Below are 15,010 nucleotides of genomic sequence, written 5' to 3' on the forward strand. Positions count from 1 at the left end.
CGGGCAACATCCGGCCGCCGGTCATCGGATCGTGCGCCCGGCGCGCGACCACGCGCCCGCGCCCGCGGTCAGACCCGGGTCACCCCGGACACCGGCATCATCCCGACCGGGTCGTACCGTACCTGCGCGCCCGGGTGCGGGGCGTGGACGACCTGGCCGTTGCCCACGTACATCCCGACGTGGCTGGCGTCGGAGCGGTAGATGACCAGGTCGCCGGGGCGGGCCTGGGAGAGCGGCACCTGCCGCCCGGCGGACCGCTGCTGCTGCGACGTGCGCGGCAGCGCGACGCCCGCCCTGGCGTACGCCCACTGCATCAGCCCGGAGCAGTCGAAGGAGCGCGGCCCGGACGCGCCCCAGACGTACGGGGCGCCGACCGCGGACCGCGCGGCGGCCACCGCCAGCGAGGAGCGGCCGGAGACGCCGGCCAGTTCGGTCAGCTCCGGGAGGGAGCCGTGCCGGTCGCCGCGCGAGGGACGCGAGTACGCCGCCCGGTCCCGTTCGGGCAGCGCGTCGAGCAGCCGCTTGGCGGCCGCGAGCTTGTGCTCGACCGCGTGCTTGTGGCGGGCGACGGCCCGGCGCGCCTCCTCCAGCCGCGTCAGCCGGCCGGTGGCGGCGCGGCGTTGCCGGTTCAGCACCCGCTCGGCGTCCACCAGCCGGTTGAGCCGGCTCGCCTGGGCGGTGCCGAGCCGGCTGAGCGTCTGCGCCTTGTCGAGGTAGTCCGCCGGGCGGGCGGAGAGCATCAGGGCGAGCGAGGGGTCGACGCCGCCCGCGCGGTACTGGGCGGCGGCCATCGCGCCGAGCCGGTCGCGCAGCCGGTTCACCCGTTCCTGGGCGCGGGCCGTGCGGTCCTGGAGCACGCCCACCTGGTCGTGCAGGTCGGCGGTGCGCTCCTTGGCGCCGTTGTACTTCTCGGTGGCCCGCTCCGCCTGGGCGTAGAGCGCGTCGACACGAGCGGTGAGCTCCGCGCGCTCGGCAGCCCGGCCGGTGCCGGGGTCGGCGGTCGCGGGGACCGCGGTCAGCGCGGCGGCGGTGGCCGCCGCTGCGGCCGACATCAGGGTGATCCGTGCCGGGCCCTGCGGACCGGACGGCGAGGAACGGCGGTGGGACGCCACGTGAGGCCGCACTCCCTTCCCGTGCAGCCCCTGCCGCCCGGGGCGGGCGGTCGTTGACCGGCGGCTGCGAGGGCAGACAGTAATGGCGGCGGTACACCCCGGCCAAAGACCTCGGGGCCCGCACAAAAACGCGCCTCGCCGGTGACTCCGCAGGTCACCGGCGAGGCGCTAAGTCAGCGGCGGCTGCCGCAATTCCCCCGATCGGGCGGCGCGTCCGGATGCCTCCGGCGTGTCGGGCCCGGCCGCGGTCACCCGGCGTCAGACACGGACGCCGTACATGAAGGGCATGTTGTCCATCGACTCGAAGCGCACGGCGGCGCCCGGCTTGGGCGCGTGCAGCACCTGGCCGTTGCCCGCGTACAGGCCGATGTGGTGCAGGTCGCTGTAGAACATCACGAGGTCGCCCGGCTTGAGCTGGTCGCGGCCGATCTGCGTGCCGGCGGTGGCCTGCTCCTGCGAGGTCCGCGGCAGCGACTGGCCGGCCTGCTGGTACGCCCAGGAAGTCAGGCCCGAGCAGTCGAAGGAGGACGGGCCGGTGGCGCCCCAGACGTACGGCGAGCCGATCTTCGTCTTGGCGGCGGCGAGGGCGGCGGCGGCCCGCTGCGAGCTGGGGACGGCGCTGCCCAGGTCGACCCGGCTGTTGGCGCGGTTGGCACGCTCCTCCTTCGCCTGGAGCGCCGCGCGCTCCTTGGCGGTGAGGGAGTTGAGCAGCTTCTGCGCCTTGGCGAGCTTGCCCTGGATCTCGTCCTTCTTGTCACCCAGCGCCTTGCGGGTGTCGGCGAGGTCCTTGATCTTGCCGGCGGCCTCTTCGCGCTCCTGGGACAGGGTGCGCTGCTTGTCCGCGATGGTCTTCAGCTGGGAGGCCTGCTTACCGCTCAACTGGTCGAGCGTGGAGGCCTTTTCCAGGTAGGTGTCCGGATCACCGGAGAGGAAGAGCTGCACCGAGGGGTCGATGCTGCCGCTGCGGTACTGGCCCGACGCCACGGTCCCGATGCCCTTGCGGAGCGAGTTCAGCTCCTCCTGGCCGCGGGCGACCTTGTCCTGGAGGCGGTCGACCTCCTTCTGCAGCTTCTGCTGGTCCTCCTTGGCCCCGTTGTACTTCTCGGTGGCCTGCTCAGCCTGCTCGTAAAGCTTGTCGACCTCGGACTTGACTTCTTCCTTGGACTGCTTCGGAGCGGCCTGGGCGGCCTGGGAGGAGAGGGCGACGGCCGCGGCGGCGGTCGCGGTGAGCACAGTGACGCGCGTGCGGCTCGGCTGCTTGGGTCGACGGTGGGACGCCACGGGGGCGAGCTCCTTCTTCCTTCAGCCGCCTACCGGGTGATGGGGGGAACTGGGCTCCCCGGCTCCGCGTGAACGCCGCGGACTCGGCGGTTCCTTCACTGTTCATCCCGGTTGGATGATCAACTGCATGAAGGTTCGAGGCCTGACCTTAGTAACCGAGTTGTGATCGCTTCAAATCTTCACGGGAAAAAACTTGGCCACACGAGCATCCTTTACCAATAGCGCACCGCGCGTAGCTGGGAATTGACGCTCAGGCACCGGCGAAATGCAGCCGAAGTGTTCTATCCCACACGGCGTGCGGGGCGGTCCGTACGCCTTCAGGTACGGGCAAGTCGCTTGAGGAGCAGGGCGGATGCGACGGGGCGGGCGCCCGCCTTCGCCACTCCGTCGGCCACTTCGCGGTCGGTGGAGACCACCACGACCGGACGGCCGGGCGGTTCGGCACGTACGAGCTGACGAATCAACTCATCGGCCGTTACGCCCGGTTTGCTGAAAAGAACCCGAACGCCCCGAGGTGGGGCGAGGAGTACCGGTGCGGCCAGCTCGGCGCCGTCGAAGACACACGTCATCTCCGCGCCGGTCTGCGCGGCGAGCACGGCCAGTCCGCCCAGCAGCCGCAGCCGCTGCTTGTCGAGCGGCATCGTCGGATAGCCGGTCTTGGTGACGTTGTAGCCGTCCACCACCAGATGGGCCTGCGGCAGCGCCAGGAGCTGGTCGAGCAGCGCCGGGTCCGTCTCGGACAGCGCGCGGGTGGCGACGTCCTTGGGTGTCATCCGGCCCGGCTCCACCGCGTCCACGGTGTCGGCGGGGTGGACGTTGGCGGGCGGCAGCGCCAGCTCTCTGCGCAGTCCCTGGGCCGCGTCCAGCACGGTGTCCAGAAGCAGTCGCAGGCGCATGTCCTCCACGCTGCGCCCCTCGCGCGCGGCGCGGCGGCCGGCTTCGAGCGCCGCCTCCGCCTCCGCGACCCGGGCCTTCAGCCGCCGTGTCTCACTGTCGGTGACCGCCTTCTCCGTGGCCGCCGCCGAGCGCAGCGACTCGGTCTCGGCATCCGCCTTGCGCGCCGCGGCCTGGGCGCGCTTGACGTCGCTGAGCGCGCTGCGCAGCTTGCGCTGGAGCGCGTCGTTCTCCTTGCGGGCCGCTTCGAGGTCGCCTCTGGCCTTGTCGGCCTCGGCGCGGGATGCCGCCCGCGCCTCGGCCAGCTCCTCCCGCAGCCGGGCGAGCTCCCGCTCGGTCTCCTCGTCGGCCCGCTGCTCGTCGGCGCGCCGGACCTCCTCGCCCGCCGCGGCGACCAGCTTCGCCCAGCCCGGCGGGCGCAGCACGTACGCCGCCGCCGCGACATCCTGCGGGTCGGCGGCGGCGGGCGGGGTGCCCTGCTGGAGGGCGTCGGCCAGTTCCTGCTGGGTCTCGCGGAGCCGGGCCGCGATCCGTTGCCGGAAGACGGGGTCGCTCTCCAGCGCGGCGGCCATAGCGTTGCCCGCGAACTTCAGCCGCCGGGACGGCGTGAACCGCGCGTACTGGCGCAGCGGCGGCGGAAGTTCGGCGACCGTCAGACCGCCGAAGGACTCCGCGGTGAGCGCCACGACACGGCGCCGCACGCCCTCGGGCAGGGGCCGGTCGAGCACTTCGTCGGCCGCACCGGCCTCCGGGTCGCGCTCTTCCCCCTCATGCCCTGCTGGACGCTCCACCACTGCTGCACCGCTCCGATCTCAGGCGTCCGCGCCGGGCCGGTCCACCAGCTCGATCTGGTCGACCGCGTTGCACCAGCGGCAGCGGACGGACTCGATGCTCTCACTGAGCACCTCGCGCTCCTCGACCTTGGGCTCACCGGCCAGGTCGAGGTGGACGTACTCCACCACCTTGGACTGGCGGGTCACGTCGAAACGCGTGAGGTTGCCGCACAGGGTGCAGCGCCACCGGGTTTCGGCCGTCGGCAGGGGAACAGCCATTGTGTCGTCCTCTTTCGTCAAGCTCGTGCGGTTGTGCGGGTTCACGCGGTGCGCCGTCGAACTGCGGAAGTACGGAAAGTACTGCCCGTAACCCTACGGCCTGGCGGCGGCCCGGCGCCGTCCGTGCCCGGCTGCCGGAACACGGCGAGGCACTCTGTCCCCTTTGTGGTCATTACGGCATGATCACTTCATGTCGGCCTCGATCCCGTCCCCGCGGACCGTGTTCTCCCGTATGACCAACGTCCTGATCGGCATCTGCTGCGTCGTCTTCGTCATCGGCCCGGCATCGGGGCTCAACGGGATACACGGCACGGGTGAGTCGCTCCTCCAGGCGCAGAGCGCGTACTTCGCCCGTTGGGGCGTCATCCCGCGCGATCTGTGGAGCGGCGACCCGAAGGCGCTGCTCACCCCGCTCACCGCGCTCTTCGTGCACGGCAGCTGGCTGCACCTGCTGGGCAACATGCTCTTCCTCTACGTCTTCGGGGGCATGGCCGAGGCCAGGATGGGCCGGCTGCACTTCCTGGTCTTCTACGTCCTGACCGGTTACGTGGCCCTGCTGGGCTACGCGGCGGCGCACGCCGAGTCGGGCCAGACCCTGGTCGGCGCCTCCGGATCGATCTCCGGCGTGCTCGGCGCCTTCCTCTACCTCTTTCCCCGCGCGCGGGTGACCAGCCTCTTCCCGTTCCTCTTCTTCCTGCCGCTGCGCTTCCCGGCCTGGGCCGTACTGATCTTCTGGTTCGTGCTCCAGTGGCTGGCGGCACAGCGCGCGGTCAACGGGCCCGGCGTCGCCTATCTGGCCCACGTCGTGGGGTTCCTGCTGGGGCTCGTCTACGCCTGGGTGCGGTTCCGCGCACCGGACGCTCCACCGCAGGCCGTGCCGGGGCTCCCCGGTAGGGTGGGGCCCACAGAACGGCCGACCGAGGGAGAGAGCCAACCGTGATCACTTCGATCGTGCTCATCAAGACCAGCGTGGACCAGATCCCGGAGATCGCCGAGAAGATCGCGGCCCTCGACGGCGTCAGCGAGGTCTACTCGGTCACCGGCGCGCACGACCTGATCGCGATGGTCCGGGTGGCCGACCACGACGAGCTGGCCGACGTCATCCCCGGCCGGATCAGCAAGGTCCCCGGAGTCGCCTCCACCGAGACGCACATCGCGTTCCGTACGTACTCCCAGCACGACCTGGAGGCGGCGTTCGCGATCGGGCTGGACGCCTGACGCCACGAGGCGCAACGCAGCGGCGGGGCCCCGCAGGGACCCCGCCGTCCGTCATCCGCGGTCTCAGACCGCCGCGCCGCGATCCGGCACGCAGCGCCCCTCCTCGGTCCGGTAGGACCACCGCGCGCCGTCGGTCACCAGCTCCTTGACCGCGCGTACGAACCGCTCCACGTGCTCGTCGGGCGTCCCGGCCCCGAAGCTCACCCGGATGGCGTTCAGCGACCGCTCCCCCGGCGCCCCTTCGGGTGCACCGCAGGCCCCCGGGTCCTGCGGGTCGCTGCCCAGGAGAGTCCGCACCAGCGGGTGGGCGCAGAAGAGCCCGTCCCGTACGCCGATGCCGTACTCCGCGGACAGCGCGGCCGCGAAGTGCGAGCTGTTCCAGCCCTCGACGACGAAGGACAGCACGCCCACCCGGTCGGCCTCGTCGCCGAAGAGCGAGAGCACCTTCACCTGGTCCACCTCGGCCAGCCCGGTCCGCACCTTCGCGATCAGCTCCCGCTCGCGGGCGACCAGCGCGTCGAAGCCCGCCTCGGTCAGCGCCTTGCAGGCGGAGGCGATCGCGTAGACGCCGATCACGTTCGGGGAGCCGGCCTCGTGACGCGCCGCGGTGGTGTGCCACTCGACCGCCACGCCCCCGTCCTCGCGGCGGGCGACCGTCCGGCTGGCGCCGCCGCCGGCCAGGTACGGCTCGGCCGCCTGCAGCCAGTCGGCACGCCCGGCCAGCACGCCGGCGCCGAAGGGCGCGTAGAGCTTGTGACCGGAGAAGGCGATCCAGTCCACGTCCAGGTCGGCGATGTCGACGGGGTGGTGCGGGGCGAGCTGAGCGGCGTCCAGGACGATCCGCGCGCCGTGCGCGTGCGCCGCGGCCGCCAGTTCGCGCACCGGCCACAGCTCGCCGGTCACGTTCGACGCGCCCGTCACGCACACCAGCGCCGGGCCGTAGGGCTCGCGGTGGGCGAGCGCCCTCTCCAGCGTGTCGACCGCCTGCTGCGGGGTGTGGGGGGCGTCGAGGTAGGTGACGGTCAGGTCGTCCCGCTGCTCCCAGGGCAGCAGCGAGGCGTGGTGCTCGGTCTCGAAGACGAACACCCGGGTGTCCGCGGGAAGCACGCCCGCCAGCAGGTTGAGCGAGTCGGTGGTGGACCGGGTGAAGACCACCTGGTCCGCCTCCCGGCACCCCAGGAACTCCGCGACGGTCTGCCGGCTGTTCTCGAAGAGGTCGGTGGAGAGCTGGGAGAGGTACCCGGCGCCGCGGTGGACGCTCCCGTAGTACGGCGCGTACGCGGCCACGTCGTCCCACACCCGCTGGAGCGCCGGGGCGCTGGCCGCGTAGTCCAGCGCGGCGTAGGTGACCTCGCCGCCGGTGACGAGCGGGACGCTCACGTCGCGGCCGAGCACAGGGAGCGGCGCGGCGGTGGCGCAGGCGGGGTCGGCGTCGGCGGTGGTGGCGGTGTCAGGGCGCACGGACATGGCGGAGTCTCCCGGAGGCGTAGAACCGTACGAGACGTACGGAGCAGTCGAATGACACGCACGGGGCGTGGAAGAAACCCGCGGGCGCCGCGCACACGGAAAAAGGGGGGCGCCTCGGGCGGGGTGTTCGGAGAAAGGGGCCGACCGGCCCTATCGCATTCGCTGCATCACGGAAAGGCTCCCTCGATAACCAGGATCCCTGGCGAGGGATCCGCGCTTGCCGCGGGCCTTGCTGCCTGCGGCCTGGTCATCACCCGGGGCACCCCGCCACGGACGGAGGGTTGCCGGACAGCGGGCCGGGGCCTATTCGCTGTCGCTCGTGACCTGCCGAGAATCATGCCACATGATCGTGGCGCTGCAAGAGGTGTCCGTATGGCGGACGCCACCCCCGGCATCCGGGGAGGGTTGATCGCTCGGATGCCGGGCGCGGCGCCGCTGTGGCTGGTCGCGCGGTTCCCCGCGCCCCTGAGCTACGCCTGCGTGGCGGCCGCCCAGCGGGCCAGGACGCCCTGAGCCCTCCCCGAGTCGATCGACTCCGCGGCGCGCGCGATGCCCGCCGCGATCTGGTCGTTCAGGGGCGCCTCCGTCGGCTCCAGGGCGACCAGCGCCGCCGCGGAGTTCAGCAGGACCGCGTCCCGTACGGGGCCCCGCTCGCCGGCCAGGAGGCGGCGCGCGACGTCCGCGTTGTAGGAGGCGTCCGCGCCCCGCAGCGCCTCCACGGGGACCAGTTCGAGGCCGACGTCGCGCGGGTCGAAGGACTCCTCGCGGACCGCGCCGTCGCGCACCACCCAGACCCGGGAGGTGGTCGTCGTCGTCAGTTCGTCGAGGCCGTCGTCACCGCGGAAGACCAGCGAGGAGTGGCCGCGCTCGGCGAAGACGCCGGCCACGATGGGCGCCATCCTGGCGTCGGCCACGCCGACCGCCTGGGCCCGGACCCGGGCCGGGTTGGTGAGCGGGCCGAGGAAGTTGAAGACGGTCCGGATGCCCAGCTGGCCGCGCGCGGCGCCCACGTGCCGCAGCGCCGGGTGGAACTTCACCGCGAAGCAGAAGGTGATGCCCGCCTCCTCGGCGACCTCCACCACCCGGCGCGGGGTCAGGTCCAGGTTCACGCCCAGCTTCTCCAGGACGTCGGAGGCGCCACTGGCGGAGGACGCGGCGCGGTTGCCGTGCTTGACGACCTTCGCGCCCGCGCCGGCCACCACGATCGAGGACATCGTGGAGATGTTGACGGTCTTGGCGCCGTCGCCGCCGGTGCCGACGATGTCCACGCCGGGCCCCGGTACCTCGATGAGGTTGGCGTGCTCGTACATGGCGCGGACCAGTCCGGAGATCTCCGCGACGGTCTCACCCTTGGCCCGCAGCGCCACCGCGAAGCCGGCGATCTGCGCGTCGCTGGCCTCGCCGCGCATCATCCGGTCCATCGCCCACTCGGTGGAGTCGGCGGAGAGGTCACGGCCTTCCAGGAGGGCGTTCAGCACGCCCGGCCAGGTGCGGGCCGCCACGCTGCCGCCGTCATCCGGGGTCACAACGTTCATGGTCCACACTCCTGGTTCATGTCAACTGCTTCATGGCGAGCCTATCGGGCCCGCGGTACGCCGGAGGGCCCCGTCCGATAGGGGTCTCCCCTGCTCCTTAAGAGCTTGGGGAACGGACGGGGCCCTCTGGGTGGCGTTCTCTGCTACGTGCTCGGGGTCACGGTGCGGACACCGCTCCCCCGCGGAGATCAGTGGTGGCCGTGGCCGCTGGTGATCTCCTCGTACTCCTCCACCGTCGGCTTCGGAATGACGTTGTCCTCGCCGTAGTAGCTCTTGGAGAGCTTGGCGCGCAGCTTCTGCGAGCGCGGGATCTTGCGCTTGACACCGTTCTCGTCGACCTCGGGGCCGAGTTCGAGCGGCTTGGGCTGCTCGTGCGAGGTGAGGGCGTGCAGCTGCTCCTGGCCGAGCGGCTCGTGCACCTCGATGAACTCACCGTGCGGCAGCCGCTTGATGATGCCGGACTCCCGTCCGTGCAGCACCTTGTCGCGGTCGCGCCGCTGCAGGCCCATGCAGATCCGCTTGGTCGCGATGAAGCCGAGCACCGGCCCGACGAAGAACGCGATCCGGACGAACCAGGTGATCGAGTTGATCGACAGGTGGAAGTGCGTGGCCCACAGGTCGTTACCGCCACCGATCAGCATGACGAAGTACGCGATCAGCCAGGCCACACCGAAGCCGGTGCGGGTCGGGGCGTTGCGCGGACGGTCCAGCAGGTGGTGCTCACGCTTGTCGCCGGTGACCCAGGACTCGATGAACGGGTAGACCGCGATGGCCGCCAGGACCAGCGGGAAGATGATGATCGGGATCAGCACACCGAAGTTGACGGTGTAGTGACCGGCGATGTCCCACTCCCAGCCGGGCATGACACGGACCAGACCCTCGGCGAAGCCCATGTACCAGTCGGGCTGGGCGCCGGTGGACACCTGGTCCGGGCGGTACGGGCCGATGGCCCACACCGGGTTGATGCTCGCGATCGCGGCGATCACCGAGATCACACCGAAGACCAGGAAGAAGAAGCCTCCGGCCTTGGCCATGTAGACCGGCAGCAGCGGCATGCCGACGACGTTCTTCTCCGTCTTGCCGGCACCCGGGAACTGGGTGTGCTTGTGGTAGAAGACCAGGATCAGGTGCGCCACCAGCAGGCCGAGCATGATGCCCGGCAGCAGCAGCACGTGCACCGAGAAGAACCGCGGAATGATGTCGTGGCCGGGGAACTCCCCGCCGAAGATGAACATCTGCAGGTACGAGCCGACCAGCGGCATCGCCAGGATGACACCCTCGATGAACCGGACACCGGTACCGGACAGCAGGTCGTCCGGGAGCGAGTAGCCGGTGAAGCCGGTGAACATGCCGAGCACCAGCAGCAGGAAGCCGAAGAGCCAGTTGACCTCGCGCGGCTTGCGGAAGGCGCCGGTGAAGAACACCCGCATCATGTGGACCATCATGCCGGCGACGAACACCAGCGCGGCCCAGTGGTGGATCTGCCGGATCAGCAGACCGCCGCGGACGTCGAAGCTGATGTCCAGCGTCGACTCGAAGGCCTGCGTCATCCGGATGCCGTGCATGGGCACGTAGGAGCCGTGGTAGACGACCTCGGCCATGCTCGGGTGGAAGAACAGCGTCAGGTAGACGCCGGTCAGGATGATGATGATGAAGCTGTAGAGGCAGATCTCACCCAGCATGAAGGACCAGTGGTCCGGGAAGATCTTCCGCATGTTGGACTTGGCGAGGCTGTAGATGCCCAGCCGGCCGTCCGCCCAGTCGGCGATCCGCTCACCCCGCGGCGCCTGGCCGCGACGCGCGTTGGTCGCGCTCGTTTCGTTACTCATCCGCGCTCCCAGAAGCTCGGGCCGACGGGCTCCGCGAAGTCGCTGACGGCTTCGAGGTAGCCGTCCTTCACCGTGATGTGCAGCTGCGGCAGGGCGTGGCCCGCCGGGCCGAAGATCACGCGGCCACCGTCGGAAAGGTCGAAGGTGGACTGGTGGCAGGGGCAGAGCACGTGGTGCGTCTGCTGCTCGTACAGGGAGATCGGGCAACCGACGTGGGTGCAGATCTTCGAGTACGCCACGATGCCCTCGTGCGACCACTCAAGTTCCTGCTTGTCCTTGATGTTCTGCGGCTGGATCCGCACGAGCATCAGGGCGTCCTTGGCAATCTTCTGGTTGAACTCGTGGTCGTCCTCCTCCAGGCCCTCGGGCTTGGCGAAGGTGAGCGAGCCGACCGCGATGTCCTCGGGACGCAGCGGGAGGTTGGTGGACTGGTTGACCAGGCGGATGCCCTTCTTCCAGCCCGTGGTGCGGAGCTTCTTCTCCGGCAGCGGACCGAGGTCGCGCAGCAGCACCACACCGGAGAGCGGCACCAGGGCCAGCGCACCGAACATGGTGTTGCGGATCAGCTTGCGGCGGCCCATGCCGGACTCCGCGGCGCCTTCCCGGAAGTCGGCCATGACCTTGGCCTTGACCTCGGGCTCGGCCTCGATCGGGTGCCGCTCCTGGGCGACCTCCGCGTCGGACATCAGCGTGCGGGCCCAGTGGACCGCGCCGGCGCCGATGCAGAACAGCGCCACGCCGAGCGTCAGGCCCAGCGCGAAGTTCAGCGCGCTGATGTGGCCGAGCGGCCAGACGTAGATGATCTTGTCGATCGGGAAGATCACGTACGAGGCGATGAAGCCGATCGTCGCGAGCATGGACACCACGAAGAGCAGTGCGACGGCACGCTCGGAGCGCTTGGCCGCCCGCTCGTCGATGTCCTGGATGCGGTGCTCGTGGGGGGGCAGGCCCGGGTCGGCGAAGGGGTTGCTCTTCGTCGCCACGTCACCGTGAGCACCGTCGCGCTCACTGGGCAGGTTTTCTTCTGGCACGTCTGCGTGTCGTCCAGTCTCACTCATGACTTCTTGGCCTTCGCTGTCCGGGCTGCGACCCAGATGGCGACCGCGACCAGCGCGCCCAGGCCGAAGATGTATCCGAAGAGGCCCTCGCTGACCGGGCCGAGACCGCCGAGGTCCATGCCGCCGGGGCTCGCGGTCTTGTCGCCGTTGACCTCACCGAGGTACGCGACGATGTCCTTCTTGTTGGCCTTGGAGAGGCTGCCGTCGCCGAACGAAGGCATGTTCTGCGGGCCGGTCTCCATGGCCTCGTAGATGTGCTTCGGGTCGACCCCGTCCAGCGCCGGTGCGAACTTGCCGTTGGTCAGGGCGCCGCCCTTACCGGTGAAGTTGTGGCACTGGGCACAGTTCGTACGGAAGAGCTCACCGCCCTTGCCGATGTCGGCGCCGTCGGCGCTGTAGTCCTTCTTTTCCGGCACGGACGGACCGGCGCCGAGCGACGCGACGTACGCCGCCAGCTGGTCGATCTCGGCCTGGCTGTAGATGTTCTTCTTCCGCGGTACCTGGGCGCCCGGCTGCTGCGCCGGCATGCGGCCGGTGCCGACCTGGAAGTCGACGGCGGCAGCGCCCACGCCGACCAGGCTCGGGCCGTCGGAGGTGCCCTGACCGCCGGTGCCGTGGCAGCTGGCGCAGCCGACGGCGAAGAGCTTCTTGCCCTCCTTGATGGCAAGAGACTGGGCGGTGTCATCGGCCTGAGCCTTGTCCGCCGGCGCGAACGCGGCGTACAGCCCCCCAGTGACCGCCAGCGCGAAGAGTAGGACGACGAGCGCCGCCAGCGGATGGCGCCGTCGTGCGGAGAGCTTTTTCACGGATTACCCCGGTGTCAGGATCTTCTGCGTCGATGCTTCTGGACTGTGTCTGTCTGAACTGCGGGTCCGGTCGGGGACCGGTCTGCCTACTTGATCAGGTAGATCGTGGCGAAGAGGCCGATCCAGACGACATCGACGAAGTGCCAGTAGTAGGACACGACGATGGCCGCGGTGGCCTGTTCGTGGGTGAACCTCTTGGCCGCGTACGTCCTGCCCAGGACCAGCAGGAAGGCGATCAGACCGCCTGTCACGTGCAGTCCGTGGAAGCCGGTGGTCAGGTAGAACACCGAGCCGTACGGGCCGGACGAGAGCGAGAGCCCCTCGTGCTTGACCAGCTCCGTGTACTCGTAGACCTGACCGCCGATGAAGATCGCACCCATGACGAAGGTGATCACGAACCAGGCCCGGAGCTTCTTGACGTCGCCGCGCTCGGCCGCAAAAACACCGAGCTGGCACGTCAGGGAGCTGAGCACCAGGATCGTGGTGTTCGTCGCGGAGAACGGAAGATTCAGCGCATGGGCGGATTCCTTCCAATACTCGGCTCCGGTCACCGATCGGAGGGTGAAGTACATCGCGAAGAGGGCCGCGAAGAACATCAGCTCGGAACTCAGCCAGATGATGGTTCCGACGCTGGTGAGGTTCGGCCGATTGACCGACGGGTGCGCGTGCCCGGTTTCTACTGCTGTTGCTGTCGCCACGACCGACATTATGTCGGTCGCTTATCTTGCGCTCACTCCGGGGGGTGCCGTTCGGTGTGTCAAGGGGGTGTGCCCTGCCCGTACGGTCCAGTGGCGGGGTCCCCCGAAGGGGGGAAGCACACCTTCCGCACCCCCCTGACGCCCCCGCTCCGACCAGTCCTGACGGGTCGTCGGACAGATCTTCGTCCGGTACGGACCCTCCTGCGCGGGGCCTTCCGGGCAGTAGCATCCGCTGAACGGGACCGGCCCCCGAGGTGCTCCCGTGAACGGTGCTCCCCCAAAAGCGTGGAGGAACGATGCAGGCGACTGCCACGGTGCTGGTCTACAGCGACGACTCGGGCACCCGCGAGCAGGTACGCCTCGCGGCCGGCCGGCGCCCCGCCGCCGATGTGCCGCAGGTGGAGATTGTGGAGTGCGCGACACTCCCGGCCGTCCTCGCGGCCCTGGAACAGGGCGGCATCGACGCCTGTGTCCTGGACGGCGAGACCGCGCCGGCCGGCGGCATGGGCGTGTGCCGGCAGATCAAGGACGAGATCTTCCACTGCCCGCCGGTGCTGCTGCTGATCGGCCGCCCCCAGGACTCCTGGCTGGCGACCTGGAGCCGGGCCGACGCCGCGGTGACCCATCCGATCGACCCGGTGGCGTTCGCCGACGCGCTGGCGGGGCTGCTGCGCCGCCGGCTGCTCGCGGAGGCCTGAGCGACACCGGCCCGCACGACGTACGGCGCCCCGTCCGGGCTGCTCCGCCCGGACGGGGCGCCGTGTGCCGTTCTGCGGGCTTCTCAGACCCGCGGGCGCAGTCTGGCGGCGTCGGCCGGGCCCGCGGCCTTCTCGCCGCCGTCCGCGCCGCTCATACCGCCGCCGAGGGCGCTGCCGGCGCGCCACTTGTCCCAGGGCATGTTCCAGTCGCCGAACCCGTTGTCGAACGGGGTCATGGCGTCGCCCTTGCTGTGGACCACCTCGACGAGGTCGCCGACCCGTACGTGCTCGAAGAACCAGCGGGCGTCGGCGGTGGACATGCCGGTGCAGCCGTGGCTGACGTTGGCCGCGCCCTGCGACCCCACGGACCAGGGGGCCGCGTGCACGTACTCGCCGCTCCACGTCACCCGGGTGGCCCAGTGGACCGGCAGGTTGTAGGACTCCGAACTGCCGCGCGCGATGCCCACGGTGTTGCTGTTCATCCGGACGAAGGCCTCCTTGCCCAGCACGACCTTGATGCCGTTGCGGGTGTCGAAGCCCGGCTTGCCGGTGGTGACGGGCAGGGTCTTGATCACCTTGCCGTTGCGCCGGACGGTCATCCGGTGGGCCGCGGCGTCCGTGACCGCCTCGACCCGGTCGCCCGTACGGATCTTCACGGGCTTGCCGGGCCCGCCGTACAGCCCCTTGGCGATCTTCAGGCCCTGGAGGTTGCTGTACGCCTCGACGGTGGCGTGCGCGGGCCAGTACGAACGCGGGCGGTAGTGCAGGGTCTTGTCGTCCGCCCAGTGCCAGGAGCCGAGCACGCGCGGTCTGCTGTCGACCTTCAGGGCGCCTTCCACCAGCGCCCTGGCGCGCTTGCCGTGCACCGGCCGGCTGAGTTCGGCGGTGAGCGGCTGGCCGACGCCGTACGTGCCGCTGTCGGGCCCGAAGGTCACCCGCAGCCGCCGGTCGCCGTTGCCCTCGGTCTCCGTGTGCAGGACCTTCCGGCCCGGCTTGCCGTCACTGTCCTCGGTGCTCACCCGCACGGTGTAGCGGGTGCCGGCGGCGAGCGGCACGGTGCTGCGCCAGCGGGTGCCGTCGGCGGTCAGGCGGCCGCGGATGTAGCGGCCGGCGGCGTCCGTGGCGGTGACATCGGTGATCCTCGCCTCGTCGCCCTTGGTGGTCACTTCCAGTGGCTTGTCCGGATCGGCCTTCTGCTCGCCCGCCGGGGCGTTGGCCGCGATCTGGCCGGCCGCATCGTAGGGCTGGGCGGCGAGCGGATCCGACGACGCCCCGCCGCACCCGGTGACCCCCGCCGCCAGCGGCAGCAGCAGGAGGGCGGAGCTGAGCACCGTCCGGGATCGTGGCATGTGGCTCATAGCA

The 15,010-nt window shown here is 70.6% G+C and carries 14 protein-coding genes and 1 riboswitch; of the genes, 3 read left to right on the forward strand and 11 right to left on the reverse strand.

From position 1 onward, the window contains the following. Positions 1-68: 68 nt before the first annotated feature. The 4 genes from ACZ6WH_RS10975 to ACZ6WH_RS10990 form a co-directional block, all read right to left on the reverse strand. Entirely contained in the window at positions 69-1,112 is a 1,044-nt protein-coding gene (locus ACZ6WH_RS10975) for a C40 family peptidase (protein WP_432853248.1), read from the reverse strand. A gap of 258 nt (positions 1,113-1,370) precedes the next feature. Continuing rightward, a complete protein-coding gene (locus ACZ6WH_RS10980) occupies positions 1,371-2,393 on the reverse strand; it encodes a C40 family peptidase (RefSeq protein WP_361560814.1) in 1,023 nt (340 codons plus the stop codon). 317 nt (positions 2,394-2,710) lie between these two features. Then, a complete protein-coding gene (locus tag ACZ6WH_RS10985; RefSeq protein ID WP_432864281.1) occupies positions 2,711-4,078 on the reverse strand; it encodes an NYN domain-containing protein in 1,368 nt (455 codons plus the stop codon). A gap of 21 nt (positions 4,079-4,099) precedes the next feature. Next, entirely contained in the window at positions 4,100-4,339 is a 240-nt protein-coding gene (locus ACZ6WH_RS10990; protein ID WP_030256686.1) for a hypothetical protein, read from the reverse strand. Positions 4,340-4,529: 190 nt separating this feature from the next. On the opposite strand from ACZ6WH_RS10990, the gene ACZ6WH_RS10995 reads away from it, so the two are divergent. After that, positions 4,530-5,279 (forward strand): rhomboid family intramembrane serine protease, encoded by a 750-nt coding sequence (locus tag ACZ6WH_RS10995; protein ID WP_469727583.1) that lies wholly within the window; start codon positions 4,530-4,532, stop codon positions 5,277-5,279. Further along, the gene (locus ACZ6WH_RS11000) at positions 5,276-5,557 is read left to right on the forward strand and encodes an Lrp/AsnC family transcriptional regulator (protein ID WP_052865790.1); all 282 of its coding nucleotides are present in this window, start codon (positions 5,276-5,278) and stop codon (positions 5,555-5,557) included. The genes ACZ6WH_RS10995 and ACZ6WH_RS11000 overlap by 4 nt, the downstream gene beginning before the upstream one ends. A 63-nt stretch (positions 5,558-5,620) precedes the next feature. On the opposite strand, the gene ACZ6WH_RS11005 is transcribed toward ACZ6WH_RS11000, so the two are convergent. The 6 genes from ACZ6WH_RS11005 to ctaE form a co-directional block, all read right to left on the reverse strand. Beyond that, positions 5,621-7,024, reverse strand: a complete 1,404-nt coding sequence (locus ACZ6WH_RS11005) for an aminotransferase class V-fold PLP-dependent enzyme (RefSeq protein ID WP_469727585.1) — start codon at positions 7,022-7,024, stop codon at positions 5,621-5,623. Positions 7,025-7,232: 208 nt separating this feature from the next. Continuing rightward, a riboswitch (SAM riboswitch) is annotated at positions 7,233-7,349 on the reverse strand. Between the two features lie 145 nt (positions 7,350-7,494). Continuing rightward, positions 7,495-8,559 (reverse strand): anthranilate phosphoribosyltransferase, encoded by a 1,065-nt coding sequence (gene trpD / locus ACZ6WH_RS11010; protein ID WP_469727586.1) that lies wholly within the window; start codon positions 8,557-8,559, stop codon positions 7,495-7,497. Positions 8,560-8,747: 188 nt separating this feature from the next. Next, positions 8,748-10,388 (reverse strand): cytochrome bc1 complex cytochrome b subunit, encoded by a 1,641-nt coding sequence (qcrB, locus tag ACZ6WH_RS11015; protein ID WP_361560823.1) that lies wholly within the window; start codon positions 10,386-10,388, stop codon positions 8,748-8,750. Continuing rightward, a complete protein-coding gene (gene qcrA, locus ACZ6WH_RS11020; RefSeq protein WP_432853262.1) occupies positions 10,385-11,446 on the reverse strand; it encodes a cytochrome bc1 complex Rieske iron-sulfur subunit in 1,062 nt (353 codons plus the stop codon). The genes qcrB and qcrA overlap by 4 nt, the downstream gene beginning before the upstream one ends. Further along, entirely contained in the window at positions 11,443-12,252 is an 810-nt protein-coding gene (gene qcrC / locus ACZ6WH_RS11025; RefSeq protein WP_399708194.1) for a cytochrome bc1 complex diheme cytochrome c subunit, read from the reverse strand. The genes qcrA and qcrC overlap by 4 nt, the downstream gene beginning before the upstream one ends. An 86-nt stretch (positions 12,253-12,338) precedes the next feature. Beyond that, entirely contained in the window at positions 12,339-12,959 is a 621-nt protein-coding gene (gene ctaE, locus ACZ6WH_RS11030; RefSeq protein ID WP_432853265.1) for an aa3-type cytochrome oxidase subunit III, read from the reverse strand. Positions 12,960-13,246: 287 nt separating this feature from the next. Between ctaE and ACZ6WH_RS11035 the strand changes: the two genes are divergently transcribed. Beyond that, complete coding sequence (locus tag ACZ6WH_RS11035) at positions 13,247-13,648, forward strand: hypothetical protein (RefSeq protein WP_361560831.1); 402 nt, start codon at positions 13,247-13,249, stop codon at positions 13,646-13,648. Positions 13,649-13,731: 83 nt separating this feature from the next. Here the strand turns inward: ACZ6WH_RS11035 and ACZ6WH_RS11040 are convergent, their stop codons facing one another. Beyond that, positions 13,732-15,006, reverse strand: coding sequence for a L,D-transpeptidase (locus ACZ6WH_RS11040; RefSeq protein ID WP_469727588.1), 1,275 nt, complete (start codon positions 15,004-15,006; stop codon positions 13,732-13,734). Positions 15,007-15,010: the final 4 nt, after the last annotated feature.

Source organism: Streptomyces sp. NPDC050806 (assembly GCF_055586425.1).